This window comes from Pseudonocardia sp. EC080619-01 (assembly GCF_001420995.1).
In the GTDB taxonomy this organism is placed as follows: domain Bacteria; phylum Actinomycetota; class Actinomycetes; order Mycobacteriales; family Pseudonocardiaceae; genus Pseudonocardia.
The window spans coordinates 104602-131262 of sequence record NZ_CP012185.1 but is presented as its reverse complement, the minus strand read 5'-3'; the positions used below and the strand labels follow the sequence as shown (position 1 = coordinate 131262).

The window sequence follows — 26661 nt, the reverse complement described above, 5'->3', positions numbered from 1 at the left end:
GTGACCATGAGCGTCGTCCCGTTTCCGCATCAAGAGACGAACAAGGATCTGCGCGCGGCAGTACGTGCACTCTGCGCGAAGTACGACGAGGAGTACTGGGAGCTCGCCGACCGCGAACACCGCTACCCGGAGGAGTTCTTCTCGGATTTCGCCGCGGCAGGGTTCCTGGGGATCCTGATCCCGGAGGAGTACGGCGGCGGGGGCGGCACGATGTCTGATCAGGTGGCCGTCATGGAGGAGCTGGCGGCCGGTGGCGGCGCGATCAACGCCTGCAGCTCGGTACACATCCCGATGCTCTGCGTCCCCACGGTGCTCGCGTTCGGAACCGAGAAGCAGCGACGAGCCATCCTGCCACGTGTCGCCTCCGGCGAGCTCTTCGTGACATTCGGTGTGACCGAACCCGACGCGGGAACAGACACCACCCGCATCACCACGCGGGCCACCCCGACCGATGACGGATGGGTCGTCAACGGCGCCAAGGTCTGGAACTCCGGGGCCCAGCGCGGCGACAAGATCCTTCTACTCGCGCGGACGTCAGACCCGGGACCGGGGGACAAGCGCGGTCATGGTCTTACGCTGTTCCTCGCGGACCTGCAGGCCGACACCGTCGACATCCGGGCGATCCCCAAGATCGGCCGCAATGCCGTGTCCTCCACCGAGGTCTTCTTCCGCGATCATCCGGTGTCCACCGCCGACGTGGTGGGTGACGTCGGCAAGGGCTTCTACCACCTGCTTCACAGTTTGAACGGGGAGCGGCTGCTGATCTCGGCGGAGGCTCTCGGTCTCGGGCGTTGGGCGGTCGAGGCGGGGGCCCGGTATGCGAACGAAAGGGTTGTGTTCGACCGGCAGATCGGTATGAACCAGGGGGTTCAGCACCCACTCGCGGCGAGCTACCTCGCGTTGCTCGCTGCGGGCGAGGTTGTTTACCGGGCAGTCCAGGAGTACGAGGAGAAGGGCGGCGCCGCGGTCGGGACGCTGGCCAACGCGGCCAAGTATCTGTCGAGCGAGGCGGCCTTCTCCGCAGCCGACAATGCCATGCAGGTCTTCGGCGGGTACGCCTACGCCCGCGAATACCACATCGGGCGGTACTGGATCGAGTCTCGCCTCCAGCGGATCGCGCCGGTGAACAACCAGATGATCCTCAACTTCATCGCGGAGCGGAGCCTCGGGCTGCCGCGTAGCTACTAGGGATGGTCATGACGTCGCCTTCTTCGTCGGGGCCGGCCATGCTCGCCGGAACGGTGGTGGTGGAGATCGCCACGCGACCCGCAGGTGGCTACTGCGGGAGACTGCTCGCAGTCCTGGGGGCATCGGTCACCAGGATCGCCCTGCCGCCGTCGGTCGACTGTCCTGTGGAGCTCACTGCGGCGTACGAGAGTTCTCTGCACGACGGCAAGGTCTCAGTCGACCCGCGGGACGAGCGTGCCGTCACCGAGGCCGTCGGTCGAGCGGCGTTGCTGATCGTCGACTCGCGGGACGACGACGCCTCGGACGGTGAGATCAGCGCGATGACCGAGCGATGGCTCGGTGTCGCGGGCCCCGAGGTGTCAGTGGTCGACATTGCTGATCATCGTGACGCGCTCGTGGTGGGCGGCCCGCGGGTCCCGGCGACCGGATTGACGGCGGCCGCCGCGTCGGGAATGGCGTGGTGTCTGGGCCTGCCCGAACGTGAGCCGTTGACTCTTCCGTTCGACGTCCCCGAGTATCTCGCGGGCACCGAGGCAGCCGCGGCGGGCGCGCTCGCAGTGCTCTTAGCGACCGCGGGATTCTGCGGTCGGCGCTGGGATGTGACGACCACGGACGTGCTGTCCTACTACGTCGGTCAGATCGGTGCGAACTTCCTGCCCTACGAGCGTCCATGGCGGCGTGACGGACCACGCGCGACGATGTCGGGAGGTTCCTACCCGGCTGCGATGTTCCCGTGCAGGGACGGCTGGATCTCGATCATGTGCCGTACCCCCCGTGAGTACCAGGGTCTGGTCGCGGCGATGGGCGAGCCGGAGTGGAGTACACGCCCCGGTTTCGACGATCCGCGAGTGGTCGCGCGTCTGCACGCCGACGAGGTGGATCCGTACTTGATCGGCTGGACCAGTGTCCGATCCCGCGACGAGGTCTTCGCCGCCGGTCAGAAACACGGATTCCCGGTCGCTCCGGTATCGACGGTCGCCGAGGCGATGGCTCAGGAGCAGTTCGCCCACCGCGGATTCTTCGTGACCGATGAGGCAGGTCGCACGATCCCCGGCAGCCCCTACCACCTGACCCGCTCAGCTACGGTCTCCGCTCGCCGGTCCGCCTGGCCGGCGGCCGAGATCGACAGTTCGGCGACTCTGGCGGGTCTGCGGGTTCTGGACCTGTCGTGGGTCTGGTCCGGGCCTATGGTGACCGCGGCACTGCGAGATCTCGGCGCCGAGGTCATCAAGGTTGAGCACCGTGGGCGGGCAGACCCGGCCAGGCTCCGTGGCCGTGCCGTCCGAGGTGGACTGCCGGTCGATGGTCCTGAGCTGGAGGTCACGCCCTACTTCAATCAGATGAACCACGCGAAGCGCAGTGTGGCGATCGATATGGGTACCGAGGAGGGCGTGGAGCTGATCCGCCGGCTCGCGGCGGAATCGGACGTGGTGGTCGAGAACATGCGACCGGGCGCACTCGCCCGCCGCGGACTGGGATATGCCGATCTGTCGATCGACAACCCTGGGCTCGTGATGGTGTCGATGTCGATGTTGGGGCAGTCGGGTCCGTTGAGCGGGATCCGTGGCTATGCGCCCGTCATGTCGGGTCTGGCAGGACTCGACTCGCTGGTGGGATACGACACCGACACTCTCATCGGGACTTTCAACCCGGCGCTGGGTGACCCCAACGGTGCCGGACACGCGCTCGTGGCGCTTCTCGCCGGCCTCGTCGGTCGCCGTCGCACAGGGTATGGCTGCCACGTCGATCTCGCGCAGGTCGAAGCATTGCTCAGCATCCTGCGGGTCCCGGTTCTTCTGCAGCAGGACCGTGGAGCGGTCCCGGTGCCGGCCAACGAACATCCGCGTTGGTCACCGCACGGCATCTTCGCTGGCAAGGAGTCCGACACCTGGGTCGCTGTCGCAGCGCGCACACCTCGGGAACGCGCCACGCTCGAGTCGCTGACGGGTGGCGGCAACGGCCACGACCACGTTGAGACGTTGTCGGCGTGGATCGCCACGCGTAATGCCGGAGACACCGCTGAGGTGTTGCGTGCGGTGGGCGTGCCGGCCTCGGAGGTCGCGGGATTCGAGGCCGCGATCGGTGGCAAGCGTGCGTTCGCCCGCGGGGTGGGCAACGTCGTGTCCCATCCGTACTTGGGGGAGCAGTCGATCGTCACCGTTCCCTGGAAGCTCGACGGCTCGAGCTTCCCGGCGGCCGGACCTGCGCCGTTGCTCGGTGCTGACACCGGGGCGGTCCTGGACGAGCTTCTGGGGCTTGCTCCGGACACGATCGCTGGTCTGCGCGACCGGAAGGTGATCGAGTTGGGTCACGACGGGGCATAGGCACCGAGGGCTGGGAGACGGTGCGCCCTCTCCAGGGTGTTCGGTTAGTGGACCGGGCGGCGGCCACCAGGTGGTTGTGACGTCGGCTCGGCGCCGGTGTCGGGACTCGGGCCCGCGCGGCTAGTGCGCAACGATCGCGCCGGGCCGGCTGTCCTAAAGGTCTTCGGCGAAAGAGATCGTCTGGTAGTCCGACGACTAGCGCTACGTAGACGAAGTCGAGGCGGCGACGGACCGTTCGGCGTTTTCTGCTGGCATCGCGAGGGACTCGCGGTGCCGGCTCGGTATCTGAGCCAGCAGGAGGGGAAACCATGACAATCCTGATCACCGGTGGTTCGAAGGGCATCGGCCGGGGAATCGCCGAGCGGTTCGGTGCGGACGGCGCCCATGTCCTGGTCAACTACGTGAGTGACGAGGCCGCGGCACTGGAGACTGCGACGGCGGTCGAGGCCAAGGGGGGTCGCGCCACCCTGCTCCGGTGCGATCTCGCAACCGTGGACGGGATCGCGCAGTTGGGACGGCTGGTGAGGGAGCAGACCGATGGTCTGGACCAGGTCGTTCACGGAGCGGTGTGGCCCCACGCGGTCGCGACGATGGAGGTCTCGGTCGCCGACTTCGACAAGGCTCTGTGGCTCAACGGGTCGTCCCTGCTCGCGTTGGTCCAGGAGCTTCGGCCCCTGCTGACGCGAGGATCGGCGGTGTTTCACGTCTCCAGCCGCGGCTCGAAGCTGGCCGTGCCGAACTATGTCGCGATCGGCGCACCGAAGGCTCTGGCCGAATCGCTTGTGCGGTATCTCGCCGTGGCCCTGGCGCCGGACGGTATCCGGGTGAACACCGTGTCGTGCAGCGGTGTTCTCACCGATGCGGTCCGCCGGGTCCGTCCGGACGCCGAGGAGCGTTTCGTGCGCATGGCGGCGAAGAATCCCAGCGGACGCAACATCGAGCCGGAAGACGTCGGGGCGATGGTGCACCATCTCTCGGCTTCCGACCTCGAGATGGTCACGGGGCGGGAGTTCTTCGTCGACGGAGGGCTCTACAGCGGTACCGACTGATGCTGTTGTTGTGGGCAGCGACCGTGCTGTCGGGGGCGCGCATCGGTCACGAGCTCGCCGGCGTTCCCAGGCGTGCCGTGGTGCGGATCCCGCACGATTCCGGGAGGGCCGCGCAGGACGACCTCGTATCGGCTCGGCGGTGCCCGTCACGGGAATGTGCCGTCGGGTGGGCCGTGCGGCTGGAGGAACGGCGGGTGGGGAGGATGCGGCGGCCCGATCAATGTCCGGCCATTCCCCCGTCGACGGACAGCGTGCTGCCGGTGACATAGGTCGAGGCGTTCGAAGCCAGGAAGAGCACGGCTCCGTCCAGCTCGTGGTGTTCACCCAGGCGCCCTAGCGGACTACGGCTGGTGACGAACTGGTTCAGGTCCTCGGCCGGGACGACCTCGGTCATCTCGGTGCGGAAGTAGCCGGGTGCGACCGCATTGACGCGGATGCCTCGCCGTCCTGCCTACTGTTGCGAAAGATCGCGGGTCAACCCGATGAGGCCTGCTTTCGATGCAGCGTAGGCGGCTTGCGGGGCGTAGGAGGCGATGAAGCCCAGTGTGCTCGCGATGTTGACGATGCTGGAACCGCTTTCCATCCGGCGCGCGGACTCCTGGGCCATCCAGTACGCCCCCTCGAGGTTGACGTCGAGAACCGCGCGGAATTGCTCCGGTGACTCGCGCAGTGCAGGCCGTGCGGAGCCGATCCCGGCGTTGTTGATCAGAACGTCGAGTCGGCCGAGTTGCTCCCGTGCTGTTCGGGCGACCGTCTCGCAGTCCTGTGGGTTCGATACGTCTGCGGTGACGGTGAACACCCGCCGTCCGAGCCGTTCGATGTGGGCTGCGGTCTCGTCCAGGCGGTCGGTCCGGCGTGCCGCCAGTACGAGATTGGCGCCTGCGGCGGCAAGCACTGTGGCGAAGCGGGCGCCGAGTCCTGAGCTCGCGCCGGTCGCCACCGCCACGCGCCCGTCGAGGCGGAACTGCTGTAGGACGTCCACGATCTTCTCCTTGCGTCATCGGGGGTGGTGGTTGGGCGGGCCTTGACGCCGTACACCACTTCAGGAGATGTTGTATCAATAATTGGAGCCAAAATTGATGAAGTGTGGCGGAGTCCCCTGGGGCCCGGGATGGAGTGCAGTGGCCGGTTACGAGGAGATCTTCCGATCCAGCGTCGAGGACCGTGAGGGCTTCTGGCTCCGCGCGGCGTCGGTGCTCGACTGGGACGTGGCCCCCACGACCGCGCTCGACGAGTCGGACCCGCCGTTCTACCGCTGGTTCCCCGACGGGGAGCTCAACGTCTGTCACAACGCCCTGGACCGGCATGTCGAGGCCGGCAACGGCGACCGGACCGCGCTGGTCCACGACTCGCCGGTCACCGGCACGAAGCGGTCCTACACCTACTCCGACCTGCGCGACGAGGTCGCCACGTTCGCCGGTGTGCTGCGCGACCAGGGCGTCGGGCGCGGCGACCGGGTCGTGATCTACATGCCGATGGTGCCCGAGGCCGCGGTCGCGATGCTGGCCTGCGCGCGGCTCGGTGCGATCCACTCGGTCGTCTTCGGCGGGTTCGCCGCGAAGGAGCTCGCGGTCCGGATCGACGACGCCGGGCCGAAGGTCGTCGTCTCGGCGTCCTGCGGCATCGAGGGCAGCCGTGTCATCGAGTACAAGCCGCTGCTCGACAAGGCCATCGAGCTCGCCGAGCGCAAGCCCGACGCGACGGTGATCCTGCAGCGCGAGCAGGCCGTGGCGGCGATGGGCCCGATCGACGTCGACTGGGCCGCGGCCGCGGCGACGGCCACCCCGGCGGATCCGGTGCCGGTGCGCAGCACCGACCCGCTCTACGTGCTCTACACCTCCGGCACCACCGGCAAGCCGAAGGGCGTGGTGCGCGACTCCGGCGGCTACGCGACGGCCCTGGCCTGGTCGATGCCCAACATCTACGACGTCGGCGCCGGCGAGACGATCTTCACCGCGTCCGACGTGGGCTGGGTCGTCGGCCACTCCTACATCGTCTACGCGCCGCTGCTGGCCGGGGCCACGACCGTGCTCTACGAGGGCAAGCCGGTCGGTACCCCCGACGCCGGGCAGTTCTGGCGGGTCGTGCAGGAGAACAAGGTGAAGTCGGTGTTCACCGCGCCGACCGCGTTCCGGGCGATCAAGAAGGAGGACCCGGAGGGCGCCTTCGTGGCGCAGTACGACGTCTCGTCGCTGCAGTACCTGTTCCTGGCCGGCGAGCGCCTCGACCCGGAGACCTACCGGTGGGCCGCCGACCTGCTCGGCATCCCGGTGATCGACCACTGGTGGCAGACCGAGACGGGCTGGCCGATCGCGGCGAACCCGGCCGGGATCGAGCTGCTCGACATCAAGCCCGGCTCCCCGACCCGCCCGATGCCGGGCTGGGACGTGCAGGTCCTCGACGAGACCGGGAAGCCGGCCGAGCCCGGTGTCGACGGCGCGATCGTCGCGAAGCTGCCCCTGCCGCCGGGCGCGTTCCCGACCCTGTGGAACGACGACGAGCGCTACGTGAACTCCTACATGGCCGCGTTCGAGGGCTACTACCTCACCGGCGACGGCGGCCACCTCGACTCCGACGGCTACGTGTTCGTCATGGGCCGCACCGACGACGTCATCAACGTCGCCGGGCACCGCCTGTCCACCGGCGGGATGGAGGAGGTCCTCGCCTCGCACCCCGACGTCGCCGAGTGCGCGGTGATCGGCGTCGCCGACACGATGAAGGGCCAGATCCCGCGCGGGTTCGTGGTGCTCAAGTCCGGCGTCGACAGCACCGCCGAGGGCTACGACGAGAAGCTGCGCGCCGAGCTCGTCCAGATGGTGCGCGACCAGATCGGGGCGGTCGCCTCGCTCAAGGACGTCGCCGTCGTCCCGGCCCTGCCCAAGACCCGCTCCGGGAAGATCCTGCGCAAGACCATGCGCGGGATCGCCGACGGCGCCGACGAGCCGGTGCCCTCCACCATCGACGACGCGTCGGTCCTCGACACCCTCCGCCCGGTGCTCCGCACGGAATGACCACCGAGGCCGACACCGTGGCGCGAGAACCCGTACCGATCTCGGCAGGTCCCGATCAGATCAGGAGTGGAGCAGCACCCATGTCCGGTCCCGCCCGCTCATCGTCCGCTGTCGAGCGGATCCCGATGCGCATCCTCGTGCTGCTGTTCGGTGTACTGCTGATGTTCGTCTCAGCGTGCGCGAGGCCCGCAGGCCACACCGCGGACCCGCCCCGCGTTCTGACGTTTAGCACCTATCACTCGCGTGATCACCCGAATTCCCGCGCGTTCCAGGACTGGATGGAGGCGGTCACGGCCCGGACGAGTGGGGCGGTCCGGTTCGAGGCCTTTTACGACGGTTCGCTGTGCTCGGCCGAGGAGACCCTGAGCTGTGTCGAGGACGGTCGGGTCGATCTCGCCTTCGACTCGCCCGCGTTCACTCCGGTCCTGGCTGTGGCCAACCTGGGGTCGATCGCGTTCCAGACCCCCGACTTCGACGCCGTGACGCGGGCGATGAACGTGATGCTGGCCGAGTTTCCCCATCTCGGCGAGGAGTATCGCAGCCGGAACCAGCACGTCCTGTTTCTGGGCGGTGGCACACCACCGGTTCTGGCCCTGAACCGGTCCGTGTCAGTCGAGTCCCTTCAGGACCTCCGCGGTGTGTCGGTTCGGGCCACCGGGGGGGATGGCGTCCGGCCTGGGCCTGCTGGGTATGCAGCCGGCGGCGGTGGAGCCCGCGCAGACATACGAGGCCATCGAGCGCGGTGTCGTCTCCGGTATCGGGTACAGCGTGGACTCGTTGACCGACGCCCGCCTCCACGAGGTCGCCGGTCAGGTCTTCGACATCAGCGATATGGGTGTCTATGCCACCGTCAGCTACGGCGTCAACGCAGACGTCTGGCAGAGCTTGGATGCCCCGACCCGGGCAGCGATGGAGACGGCCAGCGCCGAGGCGGTCTCCGGCGGCATGACCGCGCACCAGGATCGGGCTATCCGCGAGAGCTGCTCGATCCTGCAGGACGCCGGGATCGAGGTCGTGCCGATCGGGCGGGACGAGATCGGGCAGGACTGGGCCAGGCGGGGTACGGAACTGCAGCGAACTCAGTGGGAGCGTTCCGTCGTTGGACTGGTAGACGAGCCTCGAGCGTTCGCCCAGCGCTACCTCGACCTAGTAGCCGAGTTCGCACCGGATCAGGTCAGTGGAGTGACCGAGGCCTGCGCGCCGCTGTGAGTTCGGTGCAGGCACTCGACGGCTGCGCTGAAGGCGAGACCGTGGTCGGGTGATCCACACCTGACCAGAGTACGAGGAGGAACCCATGTACCTGCGAATCTCCGCCGACGGGGTCGATCTTCTGGAGCCTGAGAATGTGAGGGCGTTCCATGCCGTGGTGTCGTCGGAGGTCTCCGGCGAGCAACTCGTCGCGCTCGTGGCTGAGGCCGGTCTGGGAGAGGTGGTCCACGAGGGTGGAATCCGAATGACCGTGTCAAGCCGCGATAGCGGGTTGTGGTGCGGTGATGGTGAACATCCTCCGGTCACGCAGCAGGGCCCACAGGACGTCGACCAGGCGTCTGGCCAAGGCGAGCAGAGCCTGGGTATGAAGCATTCTTTCGCTGCGTTTGCGCTGGTAGAAGGCCCGGGACGGGCCATTGACCTTGAGGCTGGACAGTGCGGCCATGTAGAACACTCGCCGCAGGCGGCGGTTGTAGCGTCGTGGGCGACGCAGGTTCCCGCTGATCCGGCCGGAGTCCTGGGGCACCGGGACGAGTCCGGCGTAGGAGGCCAGCCGCCCTGGAGAGGTGAATCCGCCCAGTTCAGGGCCGACACCGCCGTGGGTGGCGGTGAGGAACTCCGCGCCCAGGATGGGTCCGAGACCGGGCAGCGACTCGATGATCGCCGCGTCCGGGTGGGAGCGGAACACGGTGGTGATCAGCTTGTCGGTGTCCTTGATCTCCCGGTCGAGTTCCAGCAGTCGTCGGGCCAGGCCGGCAACAAGGATCGCGGTCCGCGTCTCGCTGGGCAGTGCCACGGTCTGGGCGTGGGCGACCTCGACCGCGGTGGCGGCCATCGCAGCAATACCCGGTGCCCACGCCCGATGGGCACGCAGGTACTCGATCACCCCTGCCTCGCCGGCGTCCCGGAGGGCCTGGGGTGTCTGGAACCCGGTGACCAGCACCAGAGCGCTGCGGGTGGAATAGTCGAATGCCGCCTCGAGACCGGGAAAGATCGACCCGAGCAGGTCACGCAGCCGGTTGACCCCGCGCACCCAGTCGGCCATCAGGTCCTCGCGATGGGCCACGAGCCGGGCCAGTTCGGCAGTGGTCTCATCAGTGGCGGTGACCGTGGTGAGGTCGGCGCCGCGCATGCGGGCGGTCTCGGCGATGACCTTCGCGTCACGGGCGTCGGTCTTGGCCTCGCCCCGGAACACGCCGCTCATCCGGTCGACGACCCGACCGGGGACATAGACCACCTGCTGGTCGGCCGCGGTGAGGACCACCTGCAGCAGCGCCGCATAGCTGCAGGTCAGGTCGATGGCCCACCGCACGTCCTGGGCCGCTTCCGCAGCGCGGGCCAGCAACGCCTCGATCGCGGCCTGGTCGTTGCTGACCTTGCGGGAGAACACCACCTTGCCGTCGGTATCGATCGCGCACGCATGGTGCGTCCTCTTCCCGACGTCGATCCCGATCCAGATCACTGGCCGTTGCGCCACGCGCAGGCTCCTGTCGTTGCAGGTCACGCCCGTGGACAACCCGCCATCAGGTCCCTAATCAGCGACGGTCCGCACAGATCCGAATCAGTGGCCAGGCCTGTCCAGCACGACGGGGCGGCCATTCCTTCCGAGCCACCGAAGCGACAACACCTCATCAGCCACACCCCGTCGTCCCGGGCATCCGGGGCACCAACCCCGAACACCTACGACCTTAGGGACATCTCATGATCGAGGTTCGGTGGGTTCGCGAGATGGCGGCGGGGCGGGTGCGGCCCGGATGGTCAGATGATCTGGACGCGATGGTCGAGTACGCCCGCAGCCGTGGGTGGGCCGATGACGGCGGTGGTCGTGTCAGGGCGCACATCGAACGGGGCTGAGGCTGCTGCGCCGTGGTGACAGACCGGTGCCGGCGTGTAGCCGGCGTTGGGTGGGGCGCTGCTGGACGCCAGGACCTGCACGGCGCTCGTTCCGCAGTGCTGTCCGGCTGCTGGCGTCGCCCGCGTCCACTTGAGCCGACCGGCGATGAGCGGGTTCGCGGCTCGTAGGTCCACGTGAGGCAGGTGGGACTGTTGCGGCTGTCGGTCGTGACACGGCTGACCGGGGTGAGTACGCGCCCCGCGCCGGTCGCAGCGACAGTCGTGCGGGTCCTCGCAGGTTCCGTGGGTGGAGCTCAGGGCGCACACGTCATCGCCGTCGACGAGATTGGACACCGGAGGGCTCGGGGCGGTGACCGGATGGTCCATGGGGCGTACTGGGGCCGCGCGCGTCCGGCGCCTGTGGAGTGCGGTTCTGCGCGCTCGCCCGCACGAACGTCGAGCGCCGCAGCTACGCGACTTCGCGACTGCGCATGTCTCGGCTCGGCTCATGGGCGACGGTGGATTGTCGTCACTGTCCGAAGCCGGGGCGGTGTGGTGCGCCGCCAGGTAGGTCGATCGATGTCGGCTCTGCATCACCGCAGAGCTTGACGACAGGTCGGGTCGACGCCGTTGACCGGCGCGGAGTCGACGACGTAGGTTTTGGTGTCAAAGTTGGCTCCAAACAGCGATAGAGGTGCAGCGTTGCACGACTCGCATTCATGCCCGTCCCGATGGCGACTCATGGCTTCGACCGCGGTGCTTCTCGCCTCCGCGCTGCTCGTCACGTCGTGCGCTGCAGGGGCTCCCGCCAATCGCTCCGAGACGGGCGAACTGACCGCGACGCTCGGCTCGGGGGCGGTGAGCATGAACTACACGGTTCCTCAGCTGATGTCGTCGACCGGGCTCGACCGCCGTAACGGGGTCACGGTCGACTACCGGCCGGTCGGCACCTCCAGCACCAACCTCGTCGCCGGGGTCCTCTCCGGTGACCTCACCTTCGCGAACCCGGCGATCACCACCGCCATCGACGCCGTCGATCGCGGTAGTCCACTGGTGTTCGTCGCCTGCACCAACTACGCGGCGAACACACTCGCGTTACGCAACGACGTGATCGAACGGATCGGCGTCGAGCCCGATGCGCCCGCCCGCGAGCGGGTCGCGGCGCTGAGAGGGCTCACCATCGCGACCTCAGCAGAAGGATCGGGTAACAACAACATCCTTCGGACGATCATCCGCTCCTACGGGATGAACCCGGACACCGATGTCCGCATCATCGGGGTCCAGGACACCTCGGCGATCGTCGGCGGGGTGAAGCAGGGACAGTTCGACGGCGCGTTCTACGGAGCCGGGGTGACCGAGCAGAACATCGCCGCGGGTGAGGCGAGCCTCTGGCTTTCCCTGCCCCGCGGCGACGTCCGCGACACCATCGGAGACTCGCTGGCGGGGGCGCTCGTCGTCCGTCGCGATCTTCTCGAGCGTGATCCCGACCTCGTCGACGCCATGTTCGACGCGACGGTCGCAGCCCAGCGGTTGATCGCAGACGACCCGGCGGCGGCCGGGGCAGAGCTGCGGACCCGCTGGTTCCCCGACCTCGACCAGCAGGTGTTCGACCTGGCCTGGCAGCAGGCCAGGTCCTCGTTCCCGCAGGACGGCCGCTGTACCCGGACGAGCATCGACCAGCTGCTCGACCAGATGCGTACTACGACAGGCGGCGCCTACTCGGGCGTCGACTACGACGAGCTGGTCTACGCCAGGGCGAAAGGTTGATCACGATGAGCGGCATCGCGGGAGTCGCCTCGAGCAGTGCGACATCGCTCGGCTCGGACACGATTCTTCGATTCGACGGTCTGGCCACGGGTTTCGGTGAGGGACCCAACGTCGTGCAGGACGTCGACCTGGAGATCCGGGCAGGTGAGTTCGTCACGGTCCTGGGCCCGTCCGGATGCGGGAAGTCGACCATCCTCAATGTCGCGTGCGGCCTCCTCAAAGCCCGTGCCGGCACCGTGAGCTTCGCCGGACGACCACTGGTCGGGGTCAACACGTCAGTGGGATACATGACCCAGGGCGACACCCTGTTGCCGTGGCGGACGGTCGCCGACAACGTCGCGCTCCCGCTCCGTCTGCGCGGCGTGTCTCGCCAGGTGATTCGCGAGAGGGTTGCGTCGAGTCTCGACATGCTCGAGCTGGGTGACTCGGCTCGGCGGTATCCAGCCCAGCTCTCGGGCGGGATGAAGCGACGGGCGCTGCTGGCACGCAGCATGATCTACGAACCGGCGATGCTGGTGATGGACGAACCGTTCGCGGCGCTCGACGCACAGCTTCGCACCCAGCTCCAGGTCGAGCTGCGACGCACCGTGGCAGATGCGAGGCAGACGGTGTTGTTCGTGACCCACGACATCGACGAGGCGGTACTCGTCTCCGATCGCGTCCTGGTGCTCGGGGGACGGCCTGCTGCGCCGATCGCAGACATCGCGATCGACCTCGGGCCCGACCGCGACGCGGAGACGATCCGGTTCGACGAACGATTCCGCCAGCTCGAGCAACGCGTGCACGCCGCGCTCGTGCAAGCCCGTCCGGCGGAGGAGGAGCGATGAGTACGACACGCAGCGACATCGAACGGCCGGCCGGATCGGGCACCGAGGCCCGGGGCCGGCCGGCACGTCGACCCTGGCGCGCCGGACGCACCGCAGTGATCACCGCGAGGGTGGTTCTGCTGATCGTGTTGCTGAGTGCCTGGGAGGCATTGTCGGGACCGGTCGTCGACCCGTTCTTCGTGAGCAGCCCCAGCGCCGTCGCGGTGGAGTGGTGGGACTGGGTGATCAGCGGGCAGCTCTGGTTCCACGCGAGTAGCACGTTCTACTCGACGATCGTCGGTTTCGCCGTCGGCGGCAGCGTCGCAATCGTGCTCGGCTACCTTCTCGGTGGCAGCCCATGGGCGGCGGCGGTCCTCGAACCTTTCATCACCGGTATCTACAGTCTTCCCAAGCTCGCCCTCGTCCCTCTGTTCGTGCTGTGGTTCGGCATCGGCCGTGAACTGCAGGTCATGATTGCGGCGATCGTCACGTTCTTCCTGATGTTCTACAACACCTATTACGGGGTCCGTGAGGTTGATCGCTCGCTCGTCGACGCCGTTCGGATCATGGGAGGGCGTCGGCGGGACCTGGCGTTCCGGGTTCGGTTGCCCTCGGCCCTCGTCTGGGTCGTGGCCGGACTCAAGTTGTCGGTTCCGCAAGCTCTGGTCGCGGTCGTGGTCGCCGAGATCCTGGCTTCCAACCGTGGTCTTGGCCATCTGGTCGCCAACAACGCCGGGCAGTTCAACACGGCCGGGACTTTCGCGGCGCTGGCCACTCTCCTGGTCATCGGACTGGCGTTGGATCGGCTGGCGGGTCTGGCGACGCGTCGGGCACTGGTGTGGAAAGAGGGCGCCGGGCGCTGACGGATCATGAGCTCGGCCCTCTGATGGGGCCGGACCGCACGCGGTGAAGCACGGCGGCGGACGGCCTCTGACATGAGGTCAGCCTGCGGATTCGGCGCGGGGCGACGTTCAGGCCTGCAGGTGGACCGTCTGTGCCCCAATGTCGGGCGCGTCGACCGCATAGGCCCGGACGGTGCCACCGCCGTCGTGCGAGTCACAGCGTGCGGCGGTCGGTGGCCTGAGGGGCCGCGGTCGGCATTGCTGCATGAACGGGGGCTGTCGGCCGCCTCGAGGGGTGAGATCGTGCTCGCCCGGGCTCTCTTCGTCAGTGGCCGCCGAGTGGTGGAAGAGCTGCTCTAAGCAGCCCGAACGCCGTCGGCTTGGCCACTCGGCCGCGTGGTCGACACCGTCAGGGCGCCGCGACAGCTCGGCCGGCGACACGTCCGGCTCACCCGCCCGGAACTCCGACAGTAGCCGCAGTGCCCGCGCGGACTGACGAGAGCCGCTCGGCCTGGGCGCCGTTTCGTGGAGTGGAACGCACGATGCCAGCGTTTCGCATCGGATAGGGCACGGTCGAGACATGACCACTTCCCTCACCGGTGAGGTACGCGCCGCGGCGGAGCAGCTGCTCGAGGCCGAGCGGACCGGACGGCCGTGTGCACCGGTACGCGACCTGCTGCCCGACGTCTCGGTCGCGACCGGTTATGCCGTGCAGTCCGTGCTCACCCGTACGCAGCTCGACGCGGGCCGCGTGATCTCGGGGCGCAAGATCGGCCTGACCTCCCCGGCCGTGCAGACCCAGCTGGGCGTCGACCAGCCCGACTTCGGTGTGCTGTTCGCCGACATGGGCTGCCCGCTGGACACCCCGATCGACATCGGGCGGCTTCTTCAGCCGCGGATCGAGGCCGAGATCGCATTCGTGCTCGGGCGGGATCTGGACTCCGACGACATCGACCCCGCCACCGCGCGGGCCGCGGTCGCGCAGCTGGTCCCCGCCCTGGAGATCGTGGACAGCCGGGTCGCCGGCTGGGATATCACCATCGTCGACACCGTCGCCGACAACGCCTCCAGTGGCCTCTACGTCCTCGGCGACGACCGGCATGAGCTCGGCGACACCGATCTGCGCACCGTCGAGATGACCCTCACCGGCCGCGACGGACAGGTCCTGTCCTCGGGTACCGGCGCCGCCTGCCTCGGCGACCCGATCAACGCCCTGGTCTGGCTCGCCCGCACCGCCCGCGAGTACGGCTCCCCGCTGAGCGCGGGCGAGGTCGTCCTCTCCGGCGCCCTCGGACCGATGACACCGGTCTCACCCGGCGACGAGTTCACCGCGACGCTGACCGGCCTCGGCGAGGTCCGCGCCCGCTTCACCACCGGGGGTACGGCATGAGCACCAAGGTCGCCATCATCGGATCCGGCAACATCGGCTCCGACCTGATGATGAAGGTCATCCGGCTGTCGGAGAACCTCGAGATGGGGGCGATGGTCGGCATCGACCCCGAGTCCGACGGGCTGGCCCGCGCGACGCGGCTCGGCATCGCGGCGACCGCCGACGGCGTCGACGGGCTGATGGCCCTGCCGAACTTCGACGAGATCGATGTCGTGTTCGACGCGACCTCGGCGCGTGCGCACGTGGCCAACGCCGAGAAGCTCGCCCCTCACGGCAAGATCCTGATCGACCTGACCCCGGCCGCGGTCGGCCCGTTCGTCGTGCCCGCGGTCAACCTCGACGACCATGCTGAGGTCCGCAACGTCAACATGGTCACCTGCGGCGGGCAGGCCACGATCCCGATGGTCGCCGCGATCGCGAAGGTCGCCCCGGTCCGCTACGGCGAGATCGTCGCCTCGATCTCGTCGCGCTCGGCCGGCCCCGGTACCCGCGCCAACATCGACGAGTTCACCGAGACCACCTCGGCGGCTATCGAGAAGGTCGGCGGCGCCGAGCGCGGCAAGGCCATCATCGTGCTCAACCCGGCCGAGCCGCCCATGATCATGCGCGACACGGTGCTGTGTCTGGTCGGTGACGCCGATCCCGACGCCATCCGCGCCTCGGTTCACGAGATGGTCGACCAGGTCGCCCGCTACGTGCCCGGCTACCGCCTCAAGCAGCAGGTTCAGGTCACCCCGGTCCCGGACGACGAGCCGCTCGACACACTCGTGCCCGCCGGTACCCCGCGCCCGGCGTGGAAGGTCCAGGTCTTCCTGGAGGTCGAGGGGGCCGCGCACTACCTGCCGGCCTACGCCGGAAACCTCGACATCATGACCTCGGCCGCCTTGCGCACCGCCGAGCTCCTCGCCGCTCGCGCCACCGACTCGAAGCCCGCGGAGGCCCTGCGATGACCAGCCAGCAGCCCGCCCAGACCCCCGGCGGCGCCGGCGCGCCCGCGCTCTACATCCAGGACGTCACCCTGCGCGACGGGATGCACGCCGTCCGGCACCGCATGGACCCCGCCGACGTCGGCCGCATCGCCGCCGCCCTCGACGTCGCCGGTGTCGACGCGATCGAGGTCTCCCACGGTGACGGCCTGGCCGGAGCCAGCCTCACCTACGGCCCCGGCAGCAACACCGACTGGGAGTGGATCTCCGCGGCGGCCGAGGCCGTGGACCGTGCGGTGCTGACCACCCTGCTGCTGCCCGGCATCGGCACTCTGCACGACCTGCAGAAGGCGTACGACCTCGGCGTCCGTTCGGTCCGCGTCGCGACCCACGCCACCGAGGCCGACATCGCGATCCAGCACATCGGCAAGGCCCGCGAGCTGGGCATGGACGTCTCCGGATTCCTGATGATGTCCCACATGGCTCCCGCGACGGATCTCGCCAAGCAAGCCACGATCATGGAAGACGCCGGCGCGCACTGCGTCTATGTCACCGACTCCGGCGGCCGGCTCACCATGGGTGACGTCCGGGACCGGATCCGCGCCTACCGCGACGTCCTCGACCCGGGCACCCAGATCGGCGTGCACGCCCACGAGAACCTGTCGCTGTCGGTGGCGAACTCCGTCGTCGCGGTCGAGGAGGGCGTCACCCGCGTCGACGCCTCGCTGGCCGGGCACGGTGCGGGCGCGGGCAACTGTCCGATCGAGGCGTTCATCGCCGTGGCCGACATCCACGGCTGGACCCACGGCTGTGACCTGTTCGCGCTGCAGGACGCCGCAGACGACATCATCCGGCCCCTGCAGGACCGTCCGGTCCGGGTCGACCGGGAGACGCTCACCCTCGGGTTCGCCGGGGTCTACTCCAGCTTCCTGCGCCACGCCGAGCGCGCTGCCACCGAGTACGGGCTCGACACCCGCGACATCCTCGTCGAGGTCGGCCGCCGCGGCCTGGTTGGCGGCCAGGAAGACATGATCGTCGACATCGCGCTCGACCTCGCCAATGACCACGACCGGATCCGGCGGTGATCGCGGAGTCCGTCCGCGGGCCTGGCAGGCGATCATGTCGCGGTGAGCACTGGCTGGCCTGACGCTCCAAGGGGCCAGCCCGGTCGCTGCCGGTCGCTGCCGTCGCGTAGCGGCGGACGGTCTGCGCGCTCCCTGGCGGTGTCGGCGGGGCAGGGCGGGCGGGACAGGCGTAGGGCGTGCCGTGGTTCGTCGGGCAGCTACGACCCATCATGAAGCGCTGGCCTCGACCAGGTAGCGTGTCATTGGTCCGACCTAAGGCCGGAGTTGGTGGCAGCCGTGCAGCGCGCCGGACGATGGGACGAGGGATGAGCGACAACCGGTTCCAGCCGGCCCGTCCGCGGCGGGCCTTTGAAGAGATCATCAGCCAGATCCGGTCCGGGATCAGGGACGGGTCGCTCCGTCCTGGTGATCGGCTTCCCGCCGAGCGGGCACTGGCCGAGCAGTTCGAAGTCAGTCGCAACACCGTTCGCGAGGCGATGCGGATGCTCGAGATCGCTGGGTTGGTCGAGCTGCGTCGTGGTGCGACCGGCGGTGCGTTCGTCGCCCACGCGGATCCGAGCAGGATCGCCAGCAGCATCTCCGATCAGCTGGAGCTCGGAAGTCTGTCGCTCAGCGAGCTCACCGAGGCTCGCGGGTGGATCGAGTCGATCGTGGTGCGGGTCGCCTGCGAGCGAGCCGATGAGGCCACGCTCGACCGTCTCGAGGCCAACATCGTGGAGGCTGCACGGCTCACCGATGAGGAACAGTGGGAGAAGAAGGCGCTCGTACACATCGAGTTCCACAACATCCTGGCCGAGGCGACCGGCAACAAGATCATCATTGCCACGATGGCTTCGCTGATGGAGGTCATGCGGACAGTCGTTCTCGCCATCGGTCCCACACGTGACGACATGATCACCCGGTCGCGGAGCCGCCTCCTCGAGCGCCTGCGCGCGCGGGACACCGACGGGGCCGTGGAGGAGATGACCGATCACCTCGGGCGGCTGCACACGATCTGGCTCGAGGCGTCCTATGAGGGAGCGCGTCGTCCGCGCTGATGTCCGTTCCGCTCGATGAGGATCCTCCCGGGCTTCCTGTACCCCGATGCGAGCAGCCGGTAGGCCTGGTCGATCTCCTCGAACGGGATCCGGTGGGCTACCGGCACCGTGATCTCCCCTCGGTGCACCAGGGGGAGAACCTCGGCGCGGACTCGTGCGGCGACGTCGGCGATCTCGTCGAGGTGGCGGGTCTTCCAGGTCGTTCCGATCAGGCTCGCCCGCCGGCCTGCCAGGTCGACAAGATCGATCGTGGCGGTGCGACCGCCGAGCCGTCCGACCGAGACCACGGTGGCTCTGTCTCGCAGCCCTGTGACTGCGGCCTCGAGAACCGTGCCACCGACGTGGTCGACGACCAGATCGAATCCGACCTGTCGCCCGATCGTGGTGACCTCGGACTCGTCGTGCGCGACCGAGGTCGCACCGTGCTCGCGAAGAAGGTCGGCGGTCTCCGGTGACCGCGATGTCGCGACGACCGAGCCCGCGCCCCACGCTCGAGCCAATCCCAGCGCTACGAGCCCGACCCCCGAGCTGGCGCCGGTGATCAGGACGTTGTGCCCGGATGCCAGCCCGCCCAGGCGGACCAAGGCGTCGAACGCGGTCATCGACGCCATCGCCATTGCGCCGAGGCTGTCTGCGTCGCCAGGACGGGCCGGTAACAGGAGCCGCGCGTCCACGGCGACGTAATCGGCGTGCGCTCGTGAGGTCAGCGCGAAGGCCCGGTCACCGGCGGCGATCCCGTGCACCGTCGGATGCACCTCGACGACGTGGCCGAGAAGCTCCGAGCCGGGAACGTCGGGCCGATCGGGGTGTGCGAAGGCTCGTTGCCGGTAGCGGCCTGCCGTGTGGAGCAGATCCGAGCGGTTCATGCCCGCCGACTCGACCTCAAGCAGGACCTCGCCTGGTCCGAGAACGGGTGTCGCCACAGCCTCGAGTGTGATCGCGCCACTGTGGCTTGCTGCGGCACGCATCGTGGTGCCTGCTTCGCTCGTCCTCACCGCGGCAGGGTGAGTCAGCCCGGTGTCGTATGGGTAGCCCCTCGTTCCACCCGGCGGCACACAGGATCTGATCGCGCAGTGGAGCGTCCCGGCCCTCGTTCCCGCTGTTGACACCATCGTGTGAGCCAGCTTACGGTGCATAGGTCCAGCCATTGACCCTTTATCGTTTTCGCAGCTCACGAGCTCAGAATTGCGCCTGCCTCGTGGATCGCGGCGTGGTCGACGGCTGCCGTCCCGAGCCGAGGCAAGGAAGCCATGACTGCTGGGAACCATTCACCACCACACGTCCGCGCGCCTCGTCGGCGCCTCCGCCGCCGGAGCATCTGGTGTGTTCTGACGCTCTGTGTCGCCCTCGTCGCGGGTGGCTGCAGTGCCGGTCGCGACATCTCCGGTTCCAGCCTGGACGACATGGAGCCGATCACACTGCGATACGCGAGCTTCACCGCCCCGTCCGCTGCCGGTCCGTTCCGCAGGTTCGCAGAGGAGGTCACCGAGCGGACTCGCGGAAAGATCCGGTTCGACGACTACTGGGGTGGAAGCCTGTTGACCGCCGAGGAGACCGCCGAGGGCGTCGGCGGCGGCGTGGCCGATATGGGGATGTTCGGGCCCGACAAGTACCCGTCACAGTTCCCGGTCAGTCACTGGATCACCTATCTGAACCAGAAGGTCGATCCGCAGGCACCCCTCGGACTGATGCAGGGCTTCGCGGCGATCACCCAGTTCGTCCTGACCGACGACCTGATCACCGCTCAGCTGCGTGAGGCGAACCTCAAGCCGCTGTTCACCTTCACGCCCATCACGACCTACAACCTCGCGTGCACCGAACCGGTCCGCACACTCGACGAGGCGCGCGGGAAGCGGGTCCGCAGTGGTGGATCGTTCATCGACGGCGACATCGAGGCGCTGGGCATGATCCCGGTCAACCTGCCCACCGGAGACATCTACACCGGGCTCCAACGCGGAGTGATCGACTGCACCGTGGCGATGCCCAAGTTCATGGTCGCCTATGGGCTCTGGGAGGTGGCGCCGCACTACACCCGGGTTCCCATGAACGGTTACTCGCAGTACGAGGTGATCAACCTCGACGTGTGGGAGTCCCTGCCGGCAGACGCGCAACAGGCGATCGAGGCATCGCTCTACACCTGGTACGAGGGACTACTGCGGGAGGAGGGGATCCGCTACGAGGAGCGGCTACGCACCGAGGGGCCGGCCGAGCACGGCATGACCTTCCACGAGCCGGCCGCGGAGATGGTCGACGCGGTGCGTGTCCATCACGGCCGGGTGGTCGAGGACATGGTCGCCGACCCGCCCGAGGGGCTCGAGGACCCGGCCGGGACTATCGCTCGTTACGACGCGTTGCTCGCGGACTGGGACCGCCGGCTGCGTTCACTCGGCTATGGCGACCCTGCGCTGTCCGAAGCGGGGACGGCACTGGATCTGACGCGGTACCGCGATGAAGTTGTTGGGCGTGTGCTGCCCTCACCGGTGGACCCCGGATGAGCGCAGTGGGGAACGGAGTGAGTCCGCCGCCGGAGGCGGAGCAGGCGGTGGAAGACCACCTGTCGGTGCGCACCCCGACGCGGTGGCAGCGAGCGCTCGCCGTCGTCGCGATGGTGGGTGGAGTCGTCACCGTGCTGATGGCATTGCACATCTCAGCCGACGTGGTGTCGCGCAATGTGGGCAACGGCCCGTTGCCGGGCACCCTCGAGCTGACCCAGTACTGGTCGATGGTGCTGATCGTGATGTTCGGGATGGGGCAAGCCGAGCGGATGGGGGAGCACATCAAGGCCGGTGTCCTGGTCGAGCGTCTCCCGCGCCGCTCCAGACAGTGGGCCGAGATCGTCGTCGATGCGGTCGGAGTGGCGACGGTCAGTGCGCTGACCTGGTTCTCGCTTCTCGCTGCGGTGTCGTCGATCCGGGTGCAGGAGGTCGCGGTGGGTGCGGTGGCTATCCCCGTCTGGCCGACGAAGACGGTGGTTGCGCTCGGGTTCGCGTTGTTCGCGATGCAGTTGACGAGTTCGCTGGCCCGTCGTGTCCGCACAGTGGGGAGTGAGAGCCATGAGTAGCTCGGGTACGAACACCGAGGTGAATACCGGCACGACGGGTCGGGACCCGCTGAAGCAACGGTGGTCCTTCACCCCGTCCGAGATCACCTACTGGTCGACGATCGGGGCCGCCGTCCTGGTCACGCTCGTCGTCCTGTTTGTCGATGGTCTGGCAGGACAGGCTGTCGGCGGCCTGGCGGTTCTGCTCTCAGTGCTCCTTCTGCTGTGCGGCATGCACGTCGGTCTGGCGATGACGGTCGCGGGCGGGCTCGGAATCTGGAAGATCGTCGGTCCTGGTGCCCTGGCGGTCACGTTCGAGCACGTCGGCTTCGGCGAGGCCGCCAGCTGGAGCCTGTCGGTCATCCCGTTGTTCGTACTCATGGGTGTGGCCATGGGCCGGTTCCACATCATCGGCAAGTTCTTTGTCGCGGCCCAGAACTGGTTCGGGCGCCTCCCCGGCGGCCTGGCCGTCGCGACCAACCTGACCGGTGCGGGCATGGCCTCGGCAAGTGGAAGCTCGATCGCCATTTCCTACGCGATCGGTCGTACCGCGATCCCGGAGATGCTCCGGCATGGCTACCGTCCCTCCCTGGCCACCGCGGTCGTCGCCGCGTCGGGCAGTGTGGGGATGTTGATCCCGCCGAGCGTTGTGCTCGTCATCTACGCCAGCGTTGCCGAGACTCCGGTCGGTCCGCAGCTGCTCTCGGCCCTGGTCCCGGGCGTGCTTCTCGCTCTGGGGTTCAGCGCGATGATCGTTCTGCGGTGCACACTGGACCACTCGCTCGGCCCGCCGAGCACACGCAGCGTCGGCTGGGGCGAGCGTGTGCGCTCGCTACGGGGGGTCACGCCCGTTGCGGTGATCGCAGTCGTGATCATCGGGGGGATGTACTCGGGGTTGTTCACCCCGACCGAGGCCGGCGCCGTCGGGGCCCTCGCGGCGGTCGTGCTGGGCTGGCTCTTCGGGCCCGACCGCAGCGTGGTTTTTCTCGGCCGGACGCTGGTGGCCTGTGTGCGAGAGTGTGCCGTCGTCGTCTCGTCGATCTCCCTGCTCCTCATGGGCGTCTTCGTCATCACTCGGATGCTGACACTGAGCGGGGTCGCCGACGCGCTCACCGTCGGTCTCACCGGCCTGGGGCTCTCACGGGTGACCTTCCTGCTCGTGCTCGTCCTGGTGTTCCTCGTGCTCGGGATGTTCATGGACGGTCTTGCGATCGTCCTGCTGACCGTGCCACTGCTCCTGCCCGTCATCGACGCCTTCGACATCAGCGCGCTGTGGTTCGGCGTGTTCATGGTGATCGTCGTCGAGTTGGCCATGATCACGCCACCGATCGGGGTCCTCACCTATGTCGTGTTCCGCACGGCGCAGAACTCCGAGGTGAATCTCGGCGCGCGGATCGGGTTGTCGGAGGTGTTCCGAGGAATCGGTTGGTTCGTCGCCGTCGCCGTCGCGATGCTGGTGTTCTTGATCTTCTTTCCGGAGGTCGCTCTCTGGCTTCCGGAATCGTCGTCGGCGCAGTGACGGTGCTTGACCGGAGCTCCCGTAAACCTTATGGTTGAACCATTGAGAAGGAGGGTTATGACCACTCTGACGCCAGAGGACAACCGGACCCCCGAACGGCTCCGAGTTCCCTCGCGGGACGGGGAGTTCGTCCGCGATCTGCGTGATCCGAATCGCTTTCTGGTCAACCGGTCGGCGTTCACTCGGGCTGATGTCCTCGACGCCGAGCGCAACCGGATCTTCGCCGCCTGCTGGATCTACGTGGGGCATGAGTCGGAGATCCCGGAAGCGGGCGACTTCGTCGCGCGTGAGGTGGCAGGACGTCCGATGCTGTTCACGCGTGACCGCAGTGGGCAGATCAATGTCCTGCACAACTCATGTTCGCACCGGGGTGCGGAGGTGTGTCGAGAACGTCGCGGGAACACCCGTCGGTTCCGCTGCTTCTACCATTCCTGGTCATTCGACAGTGCCGGCACTCTGGTGTCGATGCCGGACGCCGAAGGGTTTCCCGCCGGTTTCGATAAAGCAGACCACGGACTTGCCCGCCCGGCCGCGGTCGACAGCTATCGCGGTTTCGTGTTCGCCACCTTCAACCCGTTCCAGGAATCGCTCGTCGACTACCTCGGCGGTGCGCGGTTCTATCTGGACCTGACTGCGGACCAGGGCAGCGGGGCGGGCGGAGTCGTCGCCGTCGCGGGTACCCACGAGTACTCGATGCGCTCGAACTGGAAGCTCCTCGCGGAGAACAGCTCCGACGGCTACCACGCGATCCCGGTGCACAAGACCTACCTCGACGTCCAGAAGTCACGCGGCGACCGGATCGCCGGCAGTACCGAGAAGGACTGGCAGGACTCGCACGCGTTCGATCTGGGCAACGGCCACACCGTCACGGTCAAGCAGGCGCCCTGGGGGCGTCCGATCGCCCGTTGGAAGCCATCGATGGGGGAGGGGACCCGGTCGATCGTCGAAGAGTCCCATCGCAGGCTGGTCGAGACGCACGGCGCCGAACGGGCCGACCTGATCGCGAACCTCGACTTCAACATGCTGATCTTTCCCAATCTGGTGATCAACAACATCATGGCGGTGATCGTCCGGACGTTCTTCCCGGATCGGCCGGACCACATGAAGGTGACCGCCTGGTCGCTCGCCCCCGCGCAGGAGACCGACCGTGCCCGGCGGGTGCGACACGAGTCGTTCCTGTCCTTCCTCGGGCCCGCCGGGCTCGCCACGCCCGACGACAACGAGGCCCTCGAGTCCTGTCAGCGCGGGTACACCAGCCGGCCGGGGGAAGGCTGGAACGACGTCTCTCGAGGAATGGACGACGACGCGCCCGCGAACTGGGACGAGCTGCAGATGCGGACGTTCTGGCGCCGGTGGGACGATCTGATGGGCGCCACGACGTGAGCACCACTCAGACGGCGTCGCCGGCCGCGGTCGCCGACCGAGCCGAGGTGGAGGACTTCCTCTACTACGAGGCCGAGCTCCTCGACGACTGGGAACTCGAGTCGTGGCGTGCCCTGTTCACCCCGGACTGCCGGTATCTGGTGCCCTCCACCGACAACCCGCACGGCGATCCCGACCGGGATCTCGCACTCATCGACGACGACGCCGAGGGCATCCGTGGCCGCGTCCAGCGCCTGCGCAGCACGTGGGCTCATATCGAGAACCCTCGATCGATCACGACCCGGTTCATCAGCAACGTCCGGGTACGGCCGGGGTCGGTAAACGAGATCACGGTGCGGTGCGCGGTGCAGGTCCACCGCGCACGCCTCGCCGGGACCACGTCCTATGTCGCGGACCTGCACTATGTCCTGCGCCGTACCCCCGACGGGCTACGTATCGCCTCCAAACGAGCCGTTCTCGGGCACAGCACGCTGCGTGACGTCGGTGGTGTCCTGTCCATCGTGCTGTGAGGCCGACGGAGTCATTGCCACCTCGGGCGTGGGATACGAGAGGAGAACACGATGAGCACGACAAGCATCTGGCAGGACCTGCGCGGGGTCCCGGTCACCCAACGGTGGGTCGACGCCGATGGTGTCCGTACCCGGGTCCTGGAGAGCGGGAGCGCTGACGCACCGGCACTGGTGATGATCCACGGGACCGGCGGACACGCCGAGGCCTACGTCCGCAACCTCGGTGCGCACGGTGAGCACTTCCACACCTACGCCATCGACATGGTCGGGCACGGGTTCAGCGACAAGCCGGAGGGCTCCTACGACTTCCGCGACTATGTCGACCACCTGGTCGCGTTCCTCGACGCCGAGGGGATCGAGCGCGTGTCGCTCAGCGGCGAGTCGATGGGGGCCGGCATCGCGGCCTGGTTCGCGCTGTTGCACCCCGACCGGGTCGACCGGATCGTCCTCAACACCGGCGCGGCCCTGCGCCTGCCCGACGACGTCGTCCAGAATCTCGCCGCGTTGTCGATGGCCGCGGTGCGCGACGCGACTGAGGACAGCGTTCGCAAGCGGCTCGAGTGGCTGATGGCCGACTCGTCGATGGTGACCGACGATCTCGTCGCCACCCGCCTGGCGATCTACCGCAGCCCCGAGTACCTGGTGCGGATGGCCGACATCCTCAAGCGCCACACCGATCCCGACGGCCAGGACCGCAACTGCCTGGTGCAACAGGACTGGCAGAAGGTCGCCTGCCCGGTGCTGGTGCTCTGGACCGACCACGACCCGACCGCGCCACCGGAGGTCGGCCAGCAGGTCGCGGACTGGATCCCCGACTCCACCTTCGTCGTGATCGAGGGTGCCGGTCACTGGCCGCAGTTCGAGCGCCCCGAGGAGTTCAACCGCGTCCACCTCGACTTCCTCCTGGGACGCTGAATGGTCACCGACGCCGACGGTGACACCTTCACCTGCCCCGAACGTTTCGCGGGTCGGGTCGTCGTGGTCACCGGCGCCGCCGGAGGCATCGGCGCCGCGATCGTCGCGCGCGCGGCGCGGGAGGGAGCACACGTCGTGGCCGCCGACCGGGCGGACAGCGGCCGGGACTCGGTCGCGGACTCACTCGGCCCGGACGCCCCGGACTGGCGCTACGTCGATTCGGACCTGGCATCGGAGGAGGGCGCCCAGGCAGTGGTCGACGAAGCGATGCGCGCCTTCGGCCGGATCGACGTCCTGGTCAACAACGCCGGCGGCGGGATCATCCGCGATCTCTTCGACCACACGCCCGACACGATCCGCGAGACCGTCGATCGGAACCTGTGGACCGTCGTGTGGTGCTCGCGGGCCGGTCTGCGCCCGATGCGCGAGGCGGGCTACGGGCGGATCGTCAACGTCGGGGCCGACTCGGTGCGTAACGGGCTGTTCCAGCACGCGGTCTACAACGCGGCCAAGGGTGGCGTGCACGGGATCACCACCGGCCTGGCCCGCGAGTTCGCTCCCGACGGGATCACCGTCAACACCGTCGCGCCCACCGGGACCGTCACCCCGTACGTGCGGTCGCAACCGGCCGATGCGGTCGAACGCTTCCGCCGCAACACGGCACTGATTCCGCTCGGCCGCTTCGGGCGGACCGCGGAGGTCGCCTCCACGGTGCTCTACCTCGCCAGCGAGGAGGCCTCGTTCATCACCGGCCAGGTCGTCAGCGTCAACGGCGGCTCGACGATGTTGTGACGCGACGACCGGTCACCGGCGGACGCCGTCCGCACC

Annotated in this window: 21 protein-coding genes and 2 pseudogenes; 20 read left to right on the top strand and 3 right to left on the bottom strand. The window is 68.2% G+C overall.

The features are described 5' to 3' along the window. The first annotated feature begins 6 nt into the window (after positions 1-6). From AD017_RS28830 to AD017_RS28820, 3 genes are all read left to right on the top strand, one after another. Complete coding sequence (locus tag AD017_RS28830) at positions 7-1188, top strand: acyl-CoA dehydrogenase family protein (RefSeq protein ID WP_060576772.1); 1182 nt, start codon at positions 7-9, stop codon at positions 1186-1188. Positions 1189-1196: 8 nt separating this feature from the next. Beyond that, the gene (locus AD017_RS28825; RefSeq protein ID WP_227012909.1) at positions 1197-3512 is read left to right on the top strand and encodes a CoA transferase; all 2316 of its coding nucleotides are present in this window, start codon (positions 1197-1199) and stop codon (positions 3510-3512) included. A gap of 308 nt (positions 3513-3820) precedes the next feature. Continuing rightward, positions 3821-4561, top strand: coding sequence for an SDR family oxidoreductase (locus AD017_RS28820; RefSeq protein ID WP_060576770.1), 741 nt, complete (start codon positions 3821-3823; stop codon positions 4559-4561). Positions 4562-4778: 217 nt separating this feature from the next. Here AD017_RS28820 and AD017_RS28815 read toward each other — a convergent pair. Continuing rightward, a pseudogene (locus AD017_RS28815) lies at positions 4779-5546 on the bottom strand (SDR family NAD(P)-dependent oxidoreductase). Positions 5547-5682: 136 nt separating this feature from the next. Here AD017_RS28815 and AD017_RS28810 point away from each other — a divergent pair. From AD017_RS28810 to AD017_RS37105, 3 genes and pseudogenes are all read left to right on the top strand, one after another. Next, positions 5683-7572 carry a propionyl-CoA synthetase gene (locus AD017_RS28810; protein WP_145986096.1) on the top strand — a complete coding sequence of 630 codons (1890 nt, stop codon included), beginning with the start codon at positions 5683-5685 and terminating at the stop codon, positions 7570-7572. Beyond that, a pseudogene (locus AD017_RS37565) lies at positions 7569-8165 on the top strand (TRAP transporter substrate-binding protein); the annotation flags it as partial. The gene AD017_RS28810 and the pseudogene AD017_RS37565, both read left to right, overlap by 4 nt. A gap of 70 nt (positions 8166-8235) precedes the next feature. Next, positions 8236-8781, top strand: coding sequence for a hypothetical protein (locus AD017_RS37105; protein ID WP_060576768.1), 546 nt, complete (start codon positions 8236-8238; stop codon positions 8779-8781). Positions 8782-9034: 253 nt separating this feature from the next. Here the strand turns inward: AD017_RS37105 and AD017_RS28800 are convergent, their stop codons facing one another. Further along, a complete protein-coding gene (locus AD017_RS28800) occupies positions 9035-10258 on the bottom strand; it encodes an IS110 family transposase (protein ID WP_060572134.1) in 1224 nt (407 codons plus the stop codon). Between the two features lie 1028 nt (positions 10259-11286). Here AD017_RS28800 and AD017_RS28795 point away from each other — a divergent pair. The 7 genes from AD017_RS28795 to AD017_RS28765 all read left to right on the top strand — a co-directional run bounded on the left by AD017_RS28795 (position 11287) and on the right by AD017_RS28765 (position 18467). Next, complete coding sequence (locus tag AD017_RS28795; protein WP_145984125.1) at positions 11287-12381, top strand: ABC transporter substrate-binding protein; 1095 nt, start codon at positions 11287-11289, stop codon at positions 12379-12381. A 5-nt stretch (positions 12382-12386) separates the two neighbouring features. Next, positions 12387-13208 (top strand): ABC transporter ATP-binding protein, encoded by an 822-nt coding sequence (locus AD017_RS28790; protein WP_060576766.1) that lies wholly within the window; start codon positions 12387-12389, stop codon positions 13206-13208. Further along, positions 13205-14050 (top strand): ABC transporter permease, encoded by an 846-nt coding sequence (locus tag AD017_RS28785; protein ID WP_082538406.1) that lies wholly within the window; start codon positions 13205-13207, stop codon positions 14048-14050. Before AD017_RS28790 ends, AD017_RS28785 begins: the two co-directional genes overlap by 4 nt. Positions 14051-14609: 559 nt before the next feature. After that, positions 14610-15419 (top strand): 2-keto-4-pentenoate hydratase, encoded by an 810-nt coding sequence (locus tag AD017_RS28780; protein WP_060576764.1) that lies wholly within the window; start codon positions 14610-14612, stop codon positions 15417-15419. Continuing rightward, positions 15416-16369 carry an acetaldehyde dehydrogenase (acetylating) gene (locus tag AD017_RS28775; protein WP_060576763.1) on the top strand — a complete coding sequence of 318 codons (954 nt, stop codon included), beginning with the start codon at positions 15416-15418 and terminating at the stop codon, positions 16367-16369. Before AD017_RS28780 ends, AD017_RS28775 begins: the two co-directional genes overlap by 4 nt. Beyond that, a complete protein-coding gene (gene dmpG, locus AD017_RS28770; protein ID WP_060576762.1) occupies positions 16366-17430 on the top strand; it encodes a 4-hydroxy-2-oxovalerate aldolase in 1065 nt (354 codons plus the stop codon). The genes AD017_RS28775 and dmpG overlap by 4 nt, the downstream gene beginning before the upstream one ends. A gap of 305 nt (positions 17431-17735) precedes the next feature. After that, the gene (locus AD017_RS28765) at positions 17736-18467 is read left to right on the top strand and encodes a FadR/GntR family transcriptional regulator (RefSeq protein WP_060576761.1); all 732 of its coding nucleotides are present in this window, start codon (positions 17736-17738) and stop codon (positions 18465-18467) included. Here AD017_RS28765 and AD017_RS28760 read toward each other — a convergent pair. Further along, on the bottom strand, positions 18440-19462 hold the full coding sequence (locus tag AD017_RS28760; protein WP_168172844.1) for a zinc-binding dehydrogenase: 1023 nt from the start codon (positions 19460-19462) through the stop codon (positions 18440-18442). The genes AD017_RS28765 and AD017_RS28760 overlap by 28 nt on opposite strands. 408 nt (positions 19463-19870) lie before the next feature. On the opposite strand from AD017_RS28760, the gene AD017_RS28755 reads away from it, so the two are divergent. The 7 genes from AD017_RS28755 to AD017_RS28725 are packed head-to-tail and all read left to right on the top strand — an operon-like array spanning position 19871 to position 26625. Continuing rightward, positions 19871-20962 (top strand): C4-dicarboxylate TRAP transporter substrate-binding protein, encoded by a 1092-nt coding sequence (locus AD017_RS28755; RefSeq protein ID WP_060576759.1) that lies wholly within the window; start codon positions 19871-19873, stop codon positions 20960-20962. A 47-nt stretch (positions 20963-21009) separates the two neighbouring features. Further along, on the top strand, positions 21010-21528 hold the full coding sequence (locus AD017_RS28750; RefSeq protein ID WP_168172316.1) for a TRAP transporter small permease subunit: 519 nt from the start codon (positions 21010-21012) through the stop codon (positions 21526-21528). 19 nt (positions 21529-21547) lie between these two features. Then, a complete protein-coding gene (locus tag AD017_RS28745; protein ID WP_227013394.1) occupies positions 21548-23026 on the top strand; it encodes a TRAP transporter large permease in 1479 nt (492 codons plus the stop codon). Between the two features lie 57 nt (positions 23027-23083). Beyond that, on the top strand, positions 23084-24409 hold the full coding sequence (locus tag AD017_RS28740; RefSeq protein ID WP_082538401.1) for an aromatic ring-hydroxylating dioxygenase subunit alpha: 1326 nt from the start codon (positions 23084-23086) through the stop codon (positions 24407-24409). Then, a complete protein-coding gene (locus AD017_RS28735) occupies positions 24406-24918 on the top strand; it encodes an aromatic-ring-hydroxylating dioxygenase subunit beta (RefSeq protein WP_060576757.1) in 513 nt (170 codons plus the stop codon). Before AD017_RS28740 ends, AD017_RS28735 begins: the two co-directional genes overlap by 4 nt. A 51-nt stretch (positions 24919-24969) precedes the next feature. Next, complete coding sequence (locus tag AD017_RS28730; RefSeq protein ID WP_060576756.1) at positions 24970-25833, top strand: alpha/beta fold hydrolase; 864 nt, start codon at positions 24970-24972, stop codon at positions 25831-25833. Then, complete coding sequence (locus AD017_RS28725) at positions 25834-26625, top strand: SDR family oxidoreductase (RefSeq protein ID WP_060576755.1); 792 nt, start codon at positions 25834-25836, stop codon at positions 26623-26625. Positions 26626-26661: the final 36 nt, after the last annotated feature.

What these genes read in the sequence shown, in the direction of transcription:
- AD017_RS28830 (WP_060576772.1), top strand. Translation starts at nt 7, where the DNA reads ATGAGCGTCGTCCCGTTTCCGCATCAAGAGACGAACAAGGATCTGCGC.
- AD017_RS28775 (WP_060576763.1), top strand. Translation starts at nt 15,416, where the DNA reads ATGAGCACCAAGGTCGCCATCATCGGATCCGGCAACATCGGCTCCGAC.
- AD017_RS28730 (WP_060576756.1), top strand. Translation starts at nt 24,970, where the DNA reads ATGAGCACGACAAGCATCTGGCAGGACCTGCGCGGGGTCCCGGTCACC.
- dmpG (WP_060576762.1), top strand. Translation starts at nt 16,366, where the DNA reads ATGACCAGCCAGCAGCCCGCCCAGACCCCCGGCGGCGCCGGCGCGCCC.
- AD017_RS28780 (WP_060576764.1), top strand. Translation starts at nt 14,610, where the DNA reads ATGACCACTTCCCTCACCGGTGAGGTACGCGCCGCGGCGGAGCAGCTG.
- AD017_RS28790 (WP_060576766.1), top strand. Translation starts at nt 12,387, where the DNA reads ATGAGCGGCATCGCGGGAGTCGCCTCGAGCAGTGCGACATCGCTCGGC.
- AD017_RS28725 (WP_060576755.1), top strand. Translation starts at nt 25,834, where the DNA reads ATGGTCACCGACGCCGACGGTGACACCTTCACCTGCCCCGAACGTTTC.
- AD017_RS37105 (WP_060576768.1), top strand. Translation starts at nt 8,236, where the DNA reads ATGGCGTCCGGCCTGGGCCTGCTGGGTATGCAGCCGGCGGCGGTGGAG.
- AD017_RS28765 (WP_060576761.1), top strand. Translation starts at nt 17,736, where the DNA reads ATGAGCGACAACCGGTTCCAGCCGGCCCGTCCGCGGCGGGCCTTTGAA.
- AD017_RS28740 (WP_082538401.1), top strand. Translation starts at nt 23,084, where the DNA reads ATGACCACTCTGACGCCAGAGGACAACCGGACCCCCGAACGGCTCCGA.
- AD017_RS28785 (WP_082538406.1), top strand. Translation starts at nt 13,205, where the DNA reads ATGAGTACGACACGCAGCGACATCGAACGGCCGGCCGGATCGGGCACC.
- AD017_RS28755 (WP_060576759.1), top strand. Translation starts at nt 19,871, where the DNA reads ATGGAGCCGATCACACTGCGATACGCGAGCTTCACCGCCCCGTCCGCT.
- AD017_RS28825 (WP_227012909.1), top strand. Translation starts at nt 1,197, where the DNA reads ATGACGTCGCCTTCTTCGTCGGGGCCGGCCATGCTCGCCGGAACGGTG.
- AD017_RS28820 (WP_060576770.1), top strand. Translation starts at nt 3,821, where the DNA reads ATGACAATCCTGATCACCGGTGGTTCGAAGGGCATCGGCCGGGGAATC.